This is a genomic window from Pseudomonas sp. BMS12, assembly GCF_001592875.1.
In the GTDB taxonomy this organism is placed as follows: Bacteria; Pseudomonadota; Gammaproteobacteria; order Pseudomonadales; family Pseudomonadaceae; genus Aquipseudomonas.
On record NZ_LSOF01000019.1, the window covers coordinates 83,630 to 100,554 of the forward strand.

A 16,925-nucleotide genomic window follows, 5' to 3' on the forward strand; every position below is an offset into this window, starting at 1 on the left:
TGTCAGAGCTGGTGACGCAGATGGAAGGACTTGGGCCGGGTCAGGTGCTCGTAGCCCAGGCTGGACAGGGTGGCGCCACGGCCGGTGTGCTTGACCCCGGTCCAGGCCAGGGCCGGATCGAGATAGTCACAGCGGTTCATGAACACGGTGCCGGTTTCCAGCTGCTGGCCGATGCGCTCGGCGGCGTCCAGGTCGCCGGTCCAGATCGCCGCGCTGAGGCCGTAGGGGCTGTCGTTCATCAGGGTTATGGCCTCGGCCTCGCTGGCCACCGGCATGATGCCGACTACCGGGCCGAAGCTTTCCTCGCGCATCACCGCCATCTCGTGGTTCACCTCGGTCAGCACCTGCGGCGCCATATAGGGGGTGCCGGGCGCGTCACCCGCGAAGTGAGTGGTGTCGATCAGCGCCCTGGCACCCTTGGCCTTGGCCTCGGTGATCTGCCCGCGGACGAACTCGGCGGCCTGGGCGCGTACCAGCGGGCCGAGCGTGGTGGCCTGCTCCAGTGGGCTGCCCAGCACGTACTGCCTGGTCAGCTCGACGAAGCCCTCGACGAAGGCCGGGTACAGCGCCTTGTCCACATAGATGCGCTCGATGCCGCAGCAGCTCTGACCGGAGTTGAAGAAGGCGCCGTCCACCAGGTTTTCCACAGCGTGGGCCAGGTTGGCGTCGGCGCGCACATAGGCCGGGTCCTTGCCGCCCAGCTCCAGGCCGACGCCGATGAAATGGCCGGCGGCGGCGCTCTCCATCAGCTTGCCGCCGTTCACCGAGCCGGTGAAGTTGACCTGCTGCACCTGGCCGGAGGCGATCAGGGTGGCGGTCTGGCCGTGGTCCAGCACCAGGTTGCGGAACAGGCCGTGGGGCAGGCCGGCACGCTCGAAGGCCAGGGCGAAGCGCTCGCCGACCAGCAGGGTCTGGCTGGCATGCTTGAGCAGCACCGCATTGCCGGCCATCAGCGCCGGGATGATGGCATTCACCGCTGTCAGGTAGGGGTAGTTCCAGGGGGCGATCACCAGCACGGTGCCCAGCGGTTCGCGGCGGATATAGCGGCGAAAACCGTCCTTGGGCGGCGGCACCACATCGGCCAGGGCGCGGGCGGCGATGCCGACCATGTGCCGTGCGCGTTCCTCGAAGCCACGCAGTTCGCCGGCGCCATAGCGCACCGGGCGCCCCATCTGCCAGGCCAGTTCGGGGACGATGTCGTCCTGCATGGCGAGCATGGCGTCCACCGCCTTCAGGCAGTAGCTGGCGCGTTGCTCGATGGTTAGCTCGCGCCAGGCGCGTTGCGCCTGGGTAGCCTCGTGCAGAGCCTGTTCCAGGGCGGCGCTGCCGATCAGTGGGCGTTCGGCGTAGACGCTGCCATCGACCGGTGAAATCAGGCGGATATGGTTCATCGTCAGTCCTCCGCTAGTAACGTTCGAAGCCGCGGCGCAGTTCCCAGTCGGTCACCCGGCGGTCGTACTCGAATTGCTCCCAGCGCGCGGTGTGCAGGTAGTGCTCGACCACTTCGTCGCCAAAGGCCGTGCGCAGCATCTTCGAACGCTCGAGGGCATCGCTCGCCCCGCGCAGGGTCTTGGCCACCTCGGGCAGCTCGTCGTGTTCGTAGGCATCGCCGGAGAAGGGCGCTGGCAGTTCCAGCTGCTCGTCGATGCCGGCCAGGCCGGCGGCGATCAGCGCGGCGAAGGCCAGGTATGGGTTGAGGTCGGCGCCGCCGATGCGGCATTCGATGCGGATGCCCTTGCCGCCTTCGCCGCACAGGCGAAAGCCGGCGGTACGGTTGTCGTTGCTCCACACCGCGCGGGTGGGGGCGAAGGTGCCGGCCTGGAAACGCTTGTAGGAGTTGATGTAGGGCGCCAGGAAGTAGGTGATGTCGCTGGCGTACTTGAGCTGGCCGGCGACCCACTGGCGCATCAGCTTGGACATGCCGAACTCGGCCTTGGCGTCGTAGAACAGCGGCTTGTTGCCCTTGATGCTCCACAACGAGTTGTGGATATGGCTGCTGGAGCCGGCCAGGTTGTAGTTCCACTTGGCCATGAAGGTGATGGCCTTGCCCTGCAGCAGGGCGATCTCCTTGCTGGCGTGCTTGATGATGCTGTGGCTGTCGGCCATGGTCAGCGCATCGCTGTAACGCACGTTGATCTCTTCCTGACCGGGGCCCCATTCGCCCTTGGAGTTTTCCACGGCGATGCCGGCAGCCTGCAGGTGCTTGCGGATGGCACGCAGCACCGGCTCGTCGCGAATGGTCTGCAGGATGCCGTAGTCCTCGATGTGGTAGTTGGCCGTGCGCGGGTCGCGATAATGCTGGGCGTGGATGCTCTCGTAGCTCTGGTCGAACAGGTAGAACTCCAGCTCCGAGGCGAACATGCCCTTGTAGCCGCGTTCGGTCAGGCGCGCGATCTGCCGCTTGAGAATGCCGCGCGGGCTGTGCGGCAGGTCCTGGTGGTGGTGGTCCTGGATATCGCACAGCACCAGGGCGGTGCCTTCCAGCCAGGGCACCAGGCGCATGGTGGCCAGGTCGGGCTTGAACACGAAGTCGCCGTAGCCGCGCTTCCAGCTGGCGGCGGCGTAGCCGGGCACCGGCTCCATGTCGATGTCGTCGGCCAGCAGGTAGTCGCAACCGTGGGTCTCTTCGTGAGCGCTGTCGAGGAAGAACTCGACCTGAAAGCGCTTGCCGATGAGGCGGCCCTGCATGTCGACCATGCAGGCCAGGACGGTGTCGACGGTGCCAGCCTCGGCGTGCTGGCGCAGCTGGGCGAGGGTGAGGGGGGCAGTCATCCGTAGTACTCCCTTGCGGGTCTTCTTGACCCTGATTCTTGTTGTCGGGACACGGGCCGGGTTTGCCGGCTGCCATAGACTCTAGTCGAAAATCTGCCGCTATCCGGAACCGCTCCAGTCGACCCCCAGTCCGATGCGCACGGCGGCTGTGCTAACCTGCGGCCAATTTCGTCCGGGCCCCAGGGGCCGGTATTCAGAGGTCATTCATGCACATTCATATCCTCGGCATCTGCGGCACCTTCATGGGTTCGCTGGCCGTGCTGGCCAAGGAGCTGGGCCATCGCGTCACCGGCTCCGACGCCAATGTCTACCCGCCCATGAGCACCCAGCTCGAAGCCCAGGGCATCGAGCTGATGCAGGGCTACGAGCCGGCCCATCTCGAGCCGGCACCGGATCTGGTGGTGGTCGGCAATGCCCTGAGCCGCGGTAACCCGGCAGTGGAGTATGTGCTGAACAAGGGCCTGCCCTATGTCTCCGGCCCGCAATGGCTGGCCGACCACGTGCTGCAGGGGCGCTGGGTGCTGGCCGCCGCCGGTACCCATGGCAAGACCACCACCAGCAGCATGCTGGCCTGGGTGCTGGAACATGCCGGCATGAGCCCGGGCTTCCTGATCGGCGGCGTGCCGCAGAACTTCGGGGTTTCCGCACGCCTGGGCGGCACGCCGTTCTTCGTGGTCGAGGCCGACGAGTACGACAGCGCCTTCTTCGACAAGCGCAGCAAGTTCGTCCACTACCGCCCGCGCACCGCGATCCTCAATAACCTGGAATTCGACCACGCGGACATCTTCCTCGACCTGGCGGCCATCGAGCGGCAGTTCCACCATCTGGTGCGCACCGTGCCGGGCGAGGGGCTGATCATCCACCCGGAGAGCGAAACCGCGCTCAAGCGGGTGATCGACATGGGCTGCTGGACCCCCGTGCAGACCACTGGTGAGGGTGGCCAGTGGCAGGCGCGCCTGCTCAGCGAAGACGGCTCGCGCTTCGAGGTGCTGTTCGACGGCAAGGTCGAAGGCACGGTGGAGTGGCAACTGACCGGCCAGCACAACGTGGCCAACGCCCTGGCCACCCTGGCCGCTGCGCGGCATGTCGGCGTGGTGCCGGCGCTGGGTGTTGCCGGGTTGAGCACTTTCAAGAGCGTCAAACGGCGCATGGAGAAGGTCGCCGAAGTCCGCGGCGTGACCATCTATGACGACTTCGCCCACCACCCGACCGCCATCGCCACCACCCTCGACGGCCTGCGCAAGCAGATCGGCGATGCTCCGCTGATCGCGGTGATCGAGCCGCGCTCCAACTCGATGAAGCTCGGTGCCCACCGCGACGGCCTGCCGGGTTCGGTGACCCAGGCCGACCAGGTGTTCTGGTACGCGCCGGCCAACCTCGGCTGGGATCTGGCGGCCACCGTGGCCAGCTCCACCGTGCCCACCGTCGTGTGCGACTCGCTGGAAGGCATCATCGAAGGGGTCAAGGCCATGGCGCTGCCCGGCACCCAGGTGGTGGTCATGAGCAACGGTGGCTTCGGCGGTCTGCATGGCAAGTTGGCCAAGGCTCTGGTGGAGTAGAGGTTGGTTGGGCTGGGCGGAGTGAAACTGTGAAGATTGAGCTTTCCTCCCGTAGTGATGGCAAGGCGAGCCTTACGCTTTCGACGCATCGAGACTGTGTTATTCGCGTATTAGCGCGTGATTCCGCTCCCTATGAACTTGGCAGTGATCGGGCGAGGGCCTGGGGAGTCGTATCGCTGATGGATGGGCTCACCGTCCAGCAGGCTCACGAGATCCTTCGACTCCTTGAGCCAAATATTCAAGGGAAGATTGGCCGGCCGCTAGGTTGGGTTGTAGATGCGGTTGATAGGCAACTGGTCGAAATACATCTGCTGTAGGGGTAGCTACGCAGTTTTTCCCTGCAGATTCTTGGAGGTTAAATGAGTGGTCCCGAACGCATCACCCTGGCCATGACCGGTGCCTCCGGCGCCCAGTACGGCCTGCGCCTGCTCGACTGCCTGGTGCAGGAGGACCGCGAGGTGCATTTCCTGATCTCCAAGGCCGCGCAACTGGTGCTGGCCACCGAGACTGACGTCACCCTGCCGGCCAAGCCCCAGGCCATGCAGCAGTTTCTCAGCGAATACACCGGCGCCGCGCCGGGGCAGATCCGCGTGTATGGCAAGGAAGACTGGATGGCGCCGCCGGCCTCCGGCTCCGGTGCGCCGAGCGCCATGGTGGTGGTGCCGTGCAGCACCGGCACCCTGTCGGCGATTGCCACCGGGGCCTGCAACAACCTGATCGAGCGTGCCGCCGACGTGGTGCTCAAGGAGCGTCGCCAGCTGATCCTGGTGCCGCGCGAGGCGCCGTACTCCAGCATCCACCTGGAAAACATGCTCAAGCTGTCCAACCTCGGGGTGACCATACTGCCGGCCTCGCCGGGCTTCTATCACCAGCCGCAGACCCTGGATGACCTGGTCGACTTCGTGGTGGCGCGCATCCTCAATTGCCTGGGCGTTCCTCAGGACATGCTGCCGCGCTGGGGCGAGCATCACCTGAGCAGCGATGATTAAGGCGCTATGCCTGGCGCTGGTGCTCGGCCTCGGCGGCTGCGCCAGCGTCCGCACCCTGGATGCGGCCAAGCCGGGCACGCCGATCATCTATTCCGGCACCCGCCTGGACTGGTACACGTTGCACGGTGGTTGTTGTCCGCTCGACCGTTTTGGTGCGCTCGCGCCTAGGTACCCGGGCCTCGACCTGCCGGCCAGTGCCCTGCTCGACACCCTGCTGTTGCCGTTCGCGGTGGCTGCCGAACTGGGCGTAGGCCTCGGCGTTACTGGCGGCAATTAAGTTTTCGGGCGCTAAGGTGGACGCTAGAGCGGTTGCCGCTGGCGTATAGGCCTTCTTCTTGCAAGCGCGGATTGGCATCGGCCAATCATCGACTAGGCTGACGAAAAAATATCGGCTGCGCAGGCAAGGACATGCACAAGGCAATCCGAGCGTATGTGCGTGCAGTAGACCGGATGAATAGAGTCATCGGCCGCTGCGCCATGTACCTGATCTTCGTCATGCTGGGGGTGCTGCTCTACTCCTCGCTGAGCAAGACATTGTTCGAACCGGCTCTCTGGACCCTGGAGATGGCCCAGTTCCTCATGGTCGCCTACTTCCTGCTGGGCGGTGCCTATTCCATGCAGCTCGACGCCCACGTACGCATGGACCTGCTCTACAGCCACTGGCAGCCGCGCACACGGGCCATCGTCGATGTGCTCACCGCCGGCTTTCTGATCTTCTACCTGGGTGTGCTGCTGTTCGGCGGCATCTCCTCGACCCAGTACGCCATCGAGTATGACGAGACCAGCTACTCGTCCTGGTCGCCGCGTATGGCGCCGATCAAGGTGGTGATGTGCATCGGTGTGGCGCTGATGCTGCTGCAGTCCATCGCCATCTTCTTCAAGGATGTGGCCGCCGCCCGTGGGGAGACGCTGGAATGAGCTATGAGCTGATCGCTCTGCTGATGTTCTCCTCGATGATGTTGCTGCTGCTCACCGGCAAAAGGGTGTTCGGCGCCATCGGCTTCGTCGCGGCGGCGGCGGCACTGATGATGTGGGGCGACGGCGGTGCAGAGCTGCCGTTCAGCGCGGCAATGAAGCTGATGAAGTGGTACCCGCTGCTGACCCTGCCGATGTTCGTCTACATGGGTTACATGCTCTCCGAATCGGGCATCGCCGAAGACCTGTACAAGATGTTCCACGTCTGGATGGGCCCGCTGCACGGCGGCCTGGCCATCGGCACCATCGGCCTGATGGTGGTGATCTCGGCGATGAACGGCCTGAGCGTCGCCGGCATGGCCATTGGTGCCTCCATTGCCTTGCCTGAGCTGCTCCGGCGTGGCTACGACAAGATCATGGTCACCGGGGTGATCCAGGCCGGCAGCTCACTGGGCATTCTGATCCCGCCCAGCGTGGTGCTGGTGCTGTACGGCATGATCGCGCGCCAGCCGGTGGGCCAGCTGTGGCTGGCCGGGGCCATTCCTGGTTTGCTGATGGCCGCGCTGTTCGTTCTCTACATCGCCATTCGTTGCCGCCTGCAGCCGTCACTGGGGCCGGTACTGCCGGCCGAGGAGCGTGCGCAGATCAGTTGGGGCGAGAAGCTGCGCCTGCTCAGCGCCGGCATCGTGCCGCTGTTCATCTTCATCTCCATGACCGGCCTGTTCCTGATGGGCTACACCAGCCTGGTAGAGAGTTCGGCGGTTGGCGCCACGGCAGCCACCCTGGCGGCACTGGTCAAGGGTCGGCTGACCCGCACGGTGATGGAAGAGACCCTGCGCAAGACCCTGGCCATCAGCTGCATGTTCATGTGGATCATCCTCGCCGCGCTGTGCTTCGGCGCGGTGTTCGACGGGCTTGGCGCGGTCAAGGCGATCGAAGGCTTCTTCGTTGGCCAGTTGGGGCTGGGGCCCTGGGAAATCCTGATTCTGATGCAGCTGTCGTTCATCATCATGGGCATGTTCCTCGACGACACCGCCATGCTGGTGATCGTCGCGCCGCTCTACGTGCCGCTGGTGGGGCAGCTGGGCTTCGATCTGGTCTGGTACGGCGTGCTCTACACCATCACCTGCCAGATGGCCTACATGACCCCGCCATTCGGCTACAACCTGTTCCTGATGCGCGCCATGGCCCCGCCCGAGGTGAGCCTGCGTGACATCTATGTGTCGGTGACACCCTTCGTGGTGATCATGGGCCTGACCCTGATGCTGGTGATGGTGTATCCGCAGATCGCCCTGTGGCTACCGCACTGGCACTACGGTGGCTGAGCGGCGCTGAGCTTTCGAACCGGCGCCCGGGGCTGGGCAGTACAAGCGGCGGTTCGGGAAAGATGGGGGCCGCAATGGTGCGGTACCCAGCACAGCTTGGAGAGGACAGCATGAGTACGAGACGCAAGTTCCTGCAGACCGCCGCTGTAGCCGGTGGTACCGCAGCCCTGGGCTCGGCGCACATCTATGCCGAAGAGCCGAAGAAGATCACCTGGCGCCTGCAGACCTATGCCGGCCCGGCGCTGGCCGAGCACGTGATCAAGCCCTCCATCGAAGCCTTCAACAAGGTTGCCGAAGGGCAGATGGAGATCCAGCTGTATTTCGCCGACCAGCTGGTGCCGACCGGCGAGCTGTTTCGCGCCATGCAGAAAGGCACCATCGATGCGGTGCAGAGCGACGACGACTCGATCGCCGCCCCGGTCGACGTGGCCGTGTTCGGCGGCTACTTCCCCTTCGCCAGCCGCTACAGCCTGGATGTGCCGACCCTGTTCGAGCAGCACGGCCTGCGGCAGATCTGGGAGGAGGCCTACAGCGAGGTCAAGGGCGTGACCTGGCTTGGCGCCGGCTCCTGGGACCCGTGCAACTTCGCCACCGTGCAGCCGATCAACTCGCTGGCCGACCTCAAGGGCAAGCGCGTGTTCACTTTCCCCACGGCCGGTAAGTTCCTCTCGCGTTTCGGGGTGATCCCGGTGACCCTGCCTTGGGAAGATGTCGAGGTGGCGATCCAGACCGGTGAGCTGGACGGTATCGCCTGGTCGGGTATCACCGAGGACTACACGGTGGGCTGGGCCAACGTGACCAAGTACTTCCTCACCAACAACATTTCCGGCGCCTGGATCGGTTCCTACTTCGCCAATACCGAGAAATGGGAAGCGGTGCCCGAACAGCTGAAAACCCTGTTCAAGTTGTGCATGGACAGCTCGCACTACTACCGCCAGCACTGGTACTGGGGCGGCGAGGCCAAGCTGCGGGTACAGGGCGACAAGCTCAAGCTGACCACCATCCCGGATGCCGAGTGGAAAACGGTGGAGGCGGAGGCGCACAAGTTCTGGGAGGAAATCGCCAAGACCAGCCCGCGCTGCGCCAAGGTGGTGGAGATCTTCAAGAACTACAACGCGTTGATGGAGAAGGCCGGCCCGCCCTATCGCTACTGAGGTGCGGCATGTTTCCGCGGGCCGCGCACAGGGCCCGCGGGCAGCGGTCCGTCAGGCCGGCTCGGGCAGCTGGCAGAGGTCGACCCACTCGGCTGCGACCAGCGTCGCCAGGCGCTGCGGACAGATGCGTACCGCGCTATGGATGGCGCCGGCTGCCGGCAGCACCTCGGCGTAGGCCAGCAGCGAGCGGTCGCAGTACACGGGCAATGCCGTGGCGAGGCCGAACGGGCAGACACCGCCGACCGGGTGTCCGGTCAGCGCCTGTACGGTCTCGGCGTCGAGCATCTTGGCCTTGCCGCCGAAGGTTTCCTTGAGTTTGCGGTTGTCCATGCGGGCGTCGCCGCGTGCCACCACCAGAATTTCGCGCTCAGCGACGCGGAACGCCAGGGTCTTGGCGATCTGGCCGGGCTCGACACCGTGCGCCTCGGCCGCCAGGGCCACGGTGGCGGTGCTGGTCTGCAGCTCGATGATGGCGATGTCGGGTGCATGTGTGGCGAAGAATTCGCGCACCGATTGCAGGCTCATGGGCGTTCCTCCAGAAAGCCTGGAATCCTTGGTGTCGCTCACCCGGCTGTCAAGCCTTGATGGTCGGTTGCACCTGCCAGCGCAGCAACTGCTCGGCCGGGCCGGGGGCGGCGAACAGGTAGCCCTGGAACAGCCGGCAACCGTACTGCAACAGGGCGTCGCGCTGTTCGATGGTCTCCACGCCTTCGGCGACCACCTCCAGATCCAGGCTCTGCCCCAGGGCGACCATGGTGCGGATGATGGCTGCGTCGTTCGGGTCGCTGAGCAGATCGCGCACGAAGCAACGGTCGATCTTCAGGCAGGACAGGGGCAGGCGCTTGAGATAGGCCAGGGACGAGTAGCCGGTGCCGAAGTCGTCCAGCGAGAAACTCACGTTGTGCATGCGCAGTTGCTCCATGCGGCCGATCAGCACCTCGACATCCACCGCCAGCTGGCTCTCGGTCAGCTCCAGCTCCAGGCGCGCCGGGCCGGCGCCAGTCTGCTCGAGGATATCCAGTACCTCGGTGACGAAGTCGGGGTGATGCAGCTGCCGAGCGCTGACGTTGACCGCCAGTGGTAGTCGACCGAGTTGCGGGTGGTCGCGCCAGGCCACCAGTTGCCGACAGGCTTCCTGCAGTATCCAGCGGCCGAGGGGGAAAATCAGGTCGGTGCTCTCGGCCAGCGGAATGAAGTCGTTCGGCGGTATCAGGCCGCGCTCGGGATGCTGCCAGCGCACCAGCGCCTCAGCGCCGATCAGGTTGCCATGCTGATCGACCTGCGGCTGGTAATGCAGGATCAGGCCTTCGCCGTCCGCCAGGCACTGGCGCAGGTCATTCTCCAGGCCGACCCTGGCCAGCGCCTCGGCCTGCATCTGCGGATCGAAGAAACGTACCGCGTTGCGCCCGGCGCCCTTGGCCTGGTACATGGCCAGGTCGGCGCGTTTGAGCAGCTCTTCCACGGTGCCGTCGGCGTCGGAGAACAGGGTGACGCCAATGCTCGCGGTGCTGTTGTGCAACTGCCCCTGTAGCTCGTAGGGCATGGCCAGGCTCGCCAGCAGCTTGTTGGCCACTACCTCGATCTCGCTGAACACCTCGGTGGGGTGTGCCGACAGCCGCTCGATCATCAGCACGAACTCGTCGCCGCCCAGGCGGGCCAGGGTGTCTTCCTGGCGTACCTGGCTGCGCAGGCGCTGGGCGACCTGCTGGAGGAACTGATCGCCCATGGCATGGCCGAGGGTGTCGTTGAGGTTCTTGAAGTTGTCCAGGTCGATGAACAGCAGCGCGCCTTCCTGCTGGCCTCGCTGGTGCTGGTCTAGGGCGTGCTGCAGGCGCTCCTGCAGCAGGCGGCGGTTGGGCAGACCGGTAAGCGGGTCGTAGAAGGCCAACTGGTGAATCTGCTCGAGATTCTTCTTGTGCTCGGTGATGTCGGTGGAGATGCCGCACAGGGCATAGATGCTGCCGTCGGCCCGGCGCAGCGGCAGCTTGACCGACAGGTAGGCCTGCTCGCACTCGCCATCGAGGCTGCGGTTGACTTCCTCCAGCTGTACCCGCTCACCCTGCTGCAACACGCGGCGGTCGTTGGTGCGCAGGTTGTTCACGGTGGCGGCGTCGAAGAAGCTTTCATCGGTTGCGCCGATCACCTCCTCGCGCGTGCGGTCGAACAGCTCGCAGACCTTGTGGTTGGCGTACTGGTAGCGAAATTGTGGGTCCTTGATATAGATGTAGGCCTCGACACTGTCGAGGATGGTGTTCAGGCGCAGCTCGCTGTTGCTCAGGTGGCGGGTCTGCTCGGCGGCCTTGCGCCGCAGCAGCAGAGTGCCTACCAGGGCCAGCAACAAGAGGCCGCCGAGGCTGGCCAGGCCCCACCAGAAGCTGGTCGGGATATCCAGTTGCGGCGGGCGACCGCCCCAGCGCTGGATGATGCGGTAGAGCGGCGAATCCGCCTGGGTCTGCCAGGCGTTCAGGTGACGGTCGATGGCCGCCAGCAGCTCGCCGTTGCTGCCCTTGCGGGTGGCGAAGAACAGCCGCGCCGGTTGGAACATGATGGTGGTGCTGTGCAGGCCGAAGCGCTCGGCGTGGTAATCGCCGAAACGCTGGTTGGCCACCGCCGCATCCGCTGCGCCATCGGCCACCAGGCGAAATCCCTGCTCCAGGCTGTCGACCGCCAGCAACTCGGCACGCAGGCCGAAGCTGTCGAGCAGGTTGCGCAGGTGGGATTCCTGCACCGAGCCGGCCAGCACGGCAATCCGCTGTTCCTTGAGGTCGAGGATGGAGTCCAGGCGCACGCCCGGAGCGCTGTACAGCTGCGACCAGCTGAACAGCGCCGGAGTCTGGTGGAAGTCGAGGAAGGTGGCGCGTTCTTCGCTCCAGGCGACATCGGGCAACAGATCGATCTCGCCAGCGCGGACCATGTCCAGGCACTGCTGCCAGTCACATGGCACGGGCACCAGGCGCCAGCTCTCGCGTTGGGCGATCTCGCCCAGCAGGTCGCCGAAGATGCCACTCAGGCGCCCGCTGTCATCCAGCAGCAGCTTGGGTTCGTTGGCGTAGCTACCGACCCGGATTTCGCTTGCGCCGACCGCAGCGTTGCTGCAGCCGAGTGCCAGGCAGAGCAGCAGGGTGTGGTGCCAGCGTGCGCGAAGAGCGTGGGGGGCTGTCATCCAGGCCGTATTCCGTTCCTTGTCGATGTTTCAACAATAGGAGCAAAACGCTTGTTTGGCTCGACCAGGTCGGCGATCGCTGTACCGATTGTGTCGTCATCACGATGTTGGCAACAGATCGGACAGGCTGCGCCGAAAGCGCCTGTTGGGGCGGGCCTGCGCGGGTTGCCTGGCCCGTTTGCTCAACCGCCTGCTACTCGGCCCAACCGGACCAGACCCAGGTCATCGGCCGTGGCCCTGGGAGGTAGCCGCTGTGCAGGTCGCGGATATGAAAGCCGCCGGTTCGCAGTAGCGCCGGAATATCGCGGTTGAGATGGCAGCCGCCGGCCAGCGGTTTCCACAGCGGGGTGAGGCGATCCTGCCAGAGCCGCACCTTGAGGTCCGGTGCGCGTCCGTGCTCGGCGAATAGCAGCTTGCCGCCGGGCTTGAGCACGCGGCGCATCTCCTGCAGTGCGGCACTCGCGTCGGGGATGGTGCACAGGGTGAAGGTGCAGACGATGCTGTCGAAGCTGGCATCGGCAGCCTGGATCTGGCCCAGTTCGAGGGCAATCATTTCCAGCGGAATGGCAATCTGCCCGGCGCGTTGGCGGGCCTTGTCCTGCATCTGCGCCGCGGGATCAACACCGACTATGGCGCTGACCTTCTGCGCATCGTAGAAACTCAGGTTGAGGCCGGTACCGATGCCGATCTCCAGAACCCGTCCCTCGGCCTGGGGCACCACCCGCGAGCGGGTCTTCATCACATGACCCATGCCGCAGGCGAAGTCGATCAGGTGCGGCAGGATCTTCTCGTCGTAGAAGCTCATCAGCGCCCCAGCCGGCGCAGCTCGTCGGACTCCACCACGCGCACGCCGTCGCCTTCCTCCAGGGCCAGGCGCCACAGGGCACGGGCCAGCACGGCGGCTTCGATGCCGCGATACTTGCCGGGAATCCAGCGCAACAAGGGCGCCGCCAGGCGCTCGCCGAGGCGGAACTCGCGGCGCGGGCCGAGCAGCAGGGAGGGGCGGGCGATGGTCAGTTGCGGCCAGTCCATGGCGCGCACGGCGCCTTCCAGCTCGCCCTTGACCCGGTTGTAGAACACCGAGGAGTTCACATCGGCGCCCAGGGCGCTGATGACCACGAAGTGGCGGGCGCCCAGCTCGCGGGCGCGACGGGCGAAGGCCAGGACCAGGTCGTGATCGATGGCGCGGAAGGCTTCCTGGGAGCCCGCCTGCTTGATGGTGCTGCCGAGGCAGCAGAAGGCCACATCGACCTGCCCGGACAGTGTGGGCAGCAGCGCGGCCAGTTCACCCACTGGATTGTCCAGATGCGGGTGCTCGGCCAGCGGGCTGCGGCTGGGCGCCAGCACTCGGCTGATGGTCGGCTCGCTGAGCAGGCGGTCGAGCAGATGCTCGCCGGTGAGGCCGGTCGCGCCGGCGAGCAGTATGTGCTGGGGGGTCAGGTACATGCTTTTTCTCCGCAGTTACAGCTCAGCTTAGAACGAAATAGCAGAAGCAAGTCGCGCGGGGTCGCATTTCAGGGATTTTTCTTGGGCTCGTTCACCGCGGCACTCAGCGCCGTTTCGGCCTGGCTTTCGCGCAGGGCCTTCCAGCGCTTGAGCACAGGCTGTGGCGCCCACAGCTGTGGCTCGGAGGGCTCGAAGTCGTCGGCCTGTTCACGTTCGGCAACATGGCGCTTGGCCAGTTCAAAAGCCCGTTCGAGGTCGTCGGTCTGGTTCAGGGCTTCGGCGAACAGGGCGCGGCCGAAATAGGTGAAATCGTTCTCCTCGGAACAGCCGAAGGACACCCGGTCGGCGCGGGCGGCGGTCATCACCAGGGTGTGCTCGTCCTGCAGCGGCGGAATGAAGCCGCCGGAATAGCAGGCAGAGATCACGATGACCTTGTCGCGTCCTTTCAGCGGCGCCAGCAGGGCCGCGAAATCGTCGGCAGGGAGGTTGGCCAGTTCCAAGCGTGGCTGGTCGATGCTCAGCTCATGGCTGCGCGAGCCGTGGCTGGTCAGGTAGATGAATACCAGGTCTTCCGGGCCGCTGCGCTCGGCCAGGGCGCGCACGGCACGGGTCAGGCTCTCGCGGGTGGCCAGTGGTCGGTCGGCCAGGTGGTCGCGATGGTTGGTCAGGCTGATATTGCCGCGCGCGCCGAAGCGCTCGTGCAGCAGGTTGGCCACGTAGTCGGCCTCGCGCAGGAACACGCTCTGCTTGCCGTCGCCGGCCAGGGTCAGGCTGTACAGCTCGACCGCCGGAGTCGAGGCGGGCAAGGCGTCGAGGCTTTGCTGCAGCAGGCTGCCCTGTTGCAGCAGGCCGAGTTCCAGCGGGTCGGGGCGCGTCGCACCATCGTGCTCGCGGACCAGCTCGCCACGGCGCCAGGTGCCGCGGGTCTGGCTGCCATCGACGGCAGTGAGGGTGCCGTCGCCGGCGTATTCGCCGTTGGCGAAGTTGCCCTGGTAGACGCTGCCGTCGGCCAGGCTCAACTTGCCCGCACCGTTGAAGCGCCAGTAGCGGAACTTGCCTTCGTAGTGGCTGCCGTCATTGCCGCGGAACTCGCCCTGGCCGGTCAGTTCGCCGTCGACGAAATGGCCGCTCCAGACTTCGCCGTCGGCACTCTGGAAACGGCCCTTGCCGTGGAACTGGTCGTTGCGGAAGCCGCCGTTGTAGGTTTCGCCGTCGTCACCGCGGTAGCTGCCTTCGCCCTGCAGGCGGCCCTTGCTGAAGGTGCCGCTGAACTGCCCGGCGGCGTTGCTGCGCAGGCCTTCGCCCTGGGGCTCGCCACGTACGAAACGGCCCTGGTAGCGGCTGCCGTCGGGCATCTCCAGGGTGCCAAGGCCGTGGTAGAGGTTGTCGCGGAACTCGCCGCGATAGTTCATGCCGCCTTGCTGCAGATGGCCTTCGCCATGCATGCGGCCCTGCTTGAAGCCGCCCTGATAGCGCCCGCCATGGCCAAAGGTCAGTTCGCCCTGGCCCTCGAACAGGCCCTGGTGAAATGTGCCGCTGTAGGTTTCGCCGCTGGCGCCGTGCCATTCGCCGGAGCCTTCGAACAGGCCATCCTTGAACTGGCCCTGGTAGTACATGCCGTTGGCATAGTCGATGCGCCCTTCGCCCTGCAGCAAGCCGTTGACCACTTCGCCCCGGTAGCGGCCGCCATCGGGCAGCACGGCATCGGCCGGCAGCAGCGGTTCGGCATCGCCACAGGCGGCCAGCAGCAGGGCGAGGGTCAGCGGGGCAAGGAGGCGGGGCATGGCGGACGTCCTGGTCGAAGTAGACTTCGAGTATGCCCCACTCCAATGCAAACGGGGCGCCTGAGCGCCCCGTTCGACCGGCAATGAGCGGCTCAGACGAAGCAGAGGCTCAGCGGTTCGGCGATGTAGGCGGGTTTTTCTTCGCCTTCGATCTCCAGGGTGGCTTCGGCCTTGATCAGCCATTGGCCGGGGCGCTTTTCGGTGACTTCGGAAAGCTTGAGGGCCAGGCGCACGCGCGAATTGACCTTGACCGGCTGGATGAAACGCACGCTATCCAGGCCGTAGTTGACGCCCATCTTCATGCCTTCAGGCAGGATCATCAGGTTTTCCATCAGCTTGGGAATCAGCGACAGGCTGAGGAAACCGTGGGCGATGGTGGTGCCGAAGGGGGTGTGCTTGGCCTTCTCGGGGTCGACGTGAATGAACTGGTGATCACCGGTGCATTCGGCGAACTGGTTGATGCGTTCCTGGTCGATGGTGAGCCACTCGGAGTGACCGAGTTCCTTGCCCACATAGTCTTGCAGTTGCGATACGGGTACGAACGGCATAGATCCTCCTTGAGGATGCGAGGTTATTTGTTGTTTTTACGATGAACCTGGCTGGCCTTAGATCATCACGACGAAGAACTTCGGGTCAAGCCAAATGTCGCGGTTTATAGGGTCCCCTTCGGCATGCCTATAATGGCCAGCCTTCCCGCCGGAGACCCTTCCATGCTGCTTCGCGGCCTGACCTGGCTGGTGCTGTTCCAGTTGCTCGGCACTGCCCTCAATATCCTTTTCCTGCCCATGCTGCCGGGACCGATCATCGGCATGCTGCTGCTGTTCGTCTTTCTGCTGCTGCGTGGCGAGGTTGGCGCGCCGATCAACGAGGCCGCCAGCGGTCTGCTGCGCTACCTGCCGCTGCTGCTGGTGCCGCCGGCCGTCGGGGTCATGGTCTATGCCGAGCAACTGGCTGCCGACTTCTGGGCCCTGGCGGGGGCGCTGGGCCTGTCGCTGGTGCTGTCGCTGCTGTTCTGCGGCTGGTTGATGCAGAAGTTGATCGACCGGCAGACGCGCAAGGAGCAGCAGTCATGAGTGGCACCTGGCAGGCCGCGTTGCAGGCGGTGATTCACCATCCGCTGTTCGGTGTCGGCATCACCCTGGCTGCCTATCAGTTGGCGCTGGCGGCCTACGAGAAGACCCGCTGGTTCTTCCTGCAGCCGGTACTGGTATCGATGACGGTGGTGATCGGCATATTGCTGCTGTGCGGCCTGAGCTATGCCGAGTACCGCGAAAGCACCTTCCTGCTCAGCGTGCTGCTGGGGCCGACCACCGTTGCCCTGGCCGTGCCGCTGTTCCTCAATTTGCGGCGCATCCGCCAGCTGTTCTGGCCGGTGCTGCTGACTCTGCTGCTCGGCGGCCTGCTGGCGACGGTGCTGGGTGTGGGCCTGGCCTGGGCCTTCGGTGCCGAGCGGATGATGCTGATGACCCTGGCGCCGAAGTCAGTGACCTCGCCCATCGCCATGCTGGTGGCCGAGCAGATCGGTGGTGTGGCCGCGCTGGCGGCAGTGTTCGTGCTGATCACCGGGGTGCTCGGTGCCATCTGCGGGCCGGAGCTGCTGCGCCGTATCGGCGTGCATCATCCCGCCGCCCAAGGCATGGCTCTGGGTATCACCGCCCATGCGGTGGGGACCGCCAGGGCCCTGCAGGACAGCGAGGAAAGCGGCGCCTTCGCCGCCCTGGCGATGAGCCTGATGGGCATGATCACCGCCATCGCCCTGCCGCTGGCTGTGGCCCTGATCACCTGATACGGCCAGACTGCTTGATACGGAGAGTGTCT

General features: G+C 65.3%; 16 protein-coding genes. 8 read left to right on the plus strand and 8 right to left on the minus strand.

Annotated features, from left to right (window positions below; translation table 11 throughout):
* Nucleotides 1-2: 2 nt before the first annotated feature.
* Together AYB31_RS18245 and AYB31_RS18250 are read right to left on the minus strand one after the other, a co-directional pair.
* Nucleotides 3-1,391 (minus strand): aldehyde dehydrogenase family protein, encoded by a 1,389-nt coding sequence (locus AYB31_RS18245; RefSeq protein ID WP_068830324.1) that lies wholly within the window; start codon nucleotides 1,389-1,391, stop codon nucleotides 3-5.
* Between the two features lie 13 nt (nucleotides 1,392-1,404).
* A complete protein-coding gene (locus AYB31_RS18250) occupies nucleotides 1,405-2,772 on the minus strand; it encodes a glutamine synthetase family protein (RefSeq protein ID WP_068830326.1) in 1,368 nt (455 codons plus the stop codon).
* A gap of 206 nt (nucleotides 2,773-2,978) precedes the next feature.
* Between AYB31_RS18250 and mpl the strand changes: the two genes are divergently transcribed.
* The 6 genes from mpl to AYB31_RS18280 all read left to right on the plus strand — a co-directional run bounded on the left by mpl (nucleotide 2,979) and on the right by AYB31_RS18280 (nucleotide 8,714).
* The gene (mpl, locus tag AYB31_RS18255; protein ID WP_068830328.1) at nucleotides 2,979-4,331 is read left to right on the plus strand and encodes a UDP-N-acetylmuramate:L-alanyl-gamma-D-glutamyl-meso-diaminopimelate ligase; all 1,353 of its coding nucleotides are present in this window, start codon (nucleotides 2,979-2,981) and stop codon (nucleotides 4,329-4,331) included.
* Nucleotides 4,332-4,690: 359 nt separating this feature from the next.
* Nucleotides 4,691-5,320 carry a flavin prenyltransferase UbiX gene (ubiX, locus tag AYB31_RS18260; protein ID WP_068830330.1) on the plus strand — a complete coding sequence of 210 codons (630 nt, stop codon included), beginning with the start codon at nucleotides 4,691-4,693 and terminating at the stop codon, nucleotides 5,318-5,320.
* Nucleotides 5,313-5,597 carry a YceK/YidQ family lipoprotein gene (locus tag AYB31_RS18265; protein ID WP_068830332.1) on the plus strand — a complete coding sequence of 95 codons (285 nt, stop codon included), beginning with the start codon at nucleotides 5,313-5,315 and terminating at the stop codon, nucleotides 5,595-5,597. The genes ubiX and AYB31_RS18265 overlap by 8 nt, the downstream gene beginning before the upstream one ends.
* Nucleotides 5,598-5,728: 131 nt before the next feature.
* The gene (locus AYB31_RS18270) at nucleotides 5,729-6,238 is read left to right on the plus strand and encodes a TRAP transporter small permease subunit (RefSeq protein WP_068830333.1); all 510 of its coding nucleotides are present in this window, start codon (nucleotides 5,729-5,731) and stop codon (nucleotides 6,236-6,238) included.
* Nucleotides 6,235-7,560, plus strand: coding sequence for a TRAP transporter large permease (locus AYB31_RS18275; RefSeq protein WP_068830335.1), 1,326 nt, complete (start codon nucleotides 6,235-6,237; stop codon nucleotides 7,558-7,560). The genes AYB31_RS18270 and AYB31_RS18275 overlap by 4 nt, the downstream gene beginning before the upstream one ends.
* A gap of 110 nt (nucleotides 7,561-7,670) precedes the next feature.
* Complete coding sequence (locus AYB31_RS18280; protein WP_068830336.1) at nucleotides 7,671-8,714, plus strand: TRAP transporter substrate-binding protein; 1,044 nt, start codon at nucleotides 7,671-7,673, stop codon at nucleotides 8,712-8,714.
* 51 nt (nucleotides 8,715-8,765) lie between these two features.
* On the opposite strand, the gene AYB31_RS18285 is transcribed toward AYB31_RS18280, so the two are convergent.
* The 6 genes from AYB31_RS18285 to AYB31_RS18310 all read right to left on the minus strand — a co-directional run bounded on the left by AYB31_RS18285 (nucleotide 8,766) and on the right by AYB31_RS18310 (nucleotide 15,655).
* Nucleotides 8,766-9,239, minus strand: a complete 474-nt coding sequence (locus AYB31_RS18285; protein WP_068830338.1) for a YbaK/EbsC family protein — start codon at nucleotides 9,237-9,239, stop codon at nucleotides 8,766-8,768.
* Between the two features lie 49 nt (nucleotides 9,240-9,288).
* A complete protein-coding gene (locus AYB31_RS18290) occupies nucleotides 9,289-11,877 on the minus strand; it encodes an EAL domain-containing protein (RefSeq protein WP_068830340.1) in 2,589 nt (862 codons plus the stop codon).
* A 193-nt stretch (nucleotides 11,878-12,070) separates the two neighbouring features.
* Nucleotides 12,071-12,682 carry a class I SAM-dependent methyltransferase gene (locus AYB31_RS18295; RefSeq protein ID WP_068830342.1) on the minus strand — a complete coding sequence of 204 codons (612 nt, stop codon included), beginning with the start codon at nucleotides 12,680-12,682 and terminating at the stop codon, nucleotides 12,071-12,073.
* Nucleotides 12,682-13,323, minus strand: a complete 642-nt coding sequence (locus tag AYB31_RS18300) for an oxidoreductase (protein ID WP_068830343.1) — start codon at nucleotides 13,321-13,323, stop codon at nucleotides 12,682-12,684. The genes AYB31_RS18295 and AYB31_RS18300 overlap by 1 nt, the downstream gene beginning before the upstream one ends.
* A 68-nt stretch (nucleotides 13,324-13,391) precedes the next feature.
* Nucleotides 13,392-15,107: a C13 family peptidase gene (locus AYB31_RS18305; protein WP_068830345.1), complete on the minus strand. Its 1,716-nt coding sequence runs from the start codon at nucleotides 15,105-15,107 to the stop codon at nucleotides 13,392-13,394.
* A gap of 92 nt (nucleotides 15,108-15,199) precedes the next feature.
* Nucleotides 15,200-15,655 (minus strand): MaoC family dehydratase, encoded by a 456-nt coding sequence (locus AYB31_RS18310; protein ID WP_068830347.1) that lies wholly within the window; start codon nucleotides 15,653-15,655, stop codon nucleotides 15,200-15,202.
* A 162-nt stretch (nucleotides 15,656-15,817) separates the two neighbouring features.
* Here AYB31_RS18310 and AYB31_RS18315 point away from each other — a divergent pair, with 162 nt between their 5' ends.
* Together AYB31_RS18315 and AYB31_RS18320 are read left to right on the plus strand one after the other, a co-directional pair.
* The gene (locus tag AYB31_RS18315; protein WP_068830349.1) at nucleotides 15,818-16,180 is read left to right on the plus strand and encodes a CidA/LrgA family protein; all 363 of its coding nucleotides are present in this window, start codon (nucleotides 15,818-15,820) and stop codon (nucleotides 16,178-16,180) included.
* Nucleotides 16,177-16,893 carry an LrgB family protein gene (locus AYB31_RS18320; RefSeq protein WP_068830350.1) on the plus strand — a complete coding sequence of 239 codons (717 nt, stop codon included), beginning with the start codon at nucleotides 16,177-16,179 and terminating at the stop codon, nucleotides 16,891-16,893. Before AYB31_RS18315 ends, AYB31_RS18320 begins: the two co-directional genes overlap by 4 nt.
* Nucleotides 16,894-16,925: the final 32 nt, after the last annotated feature.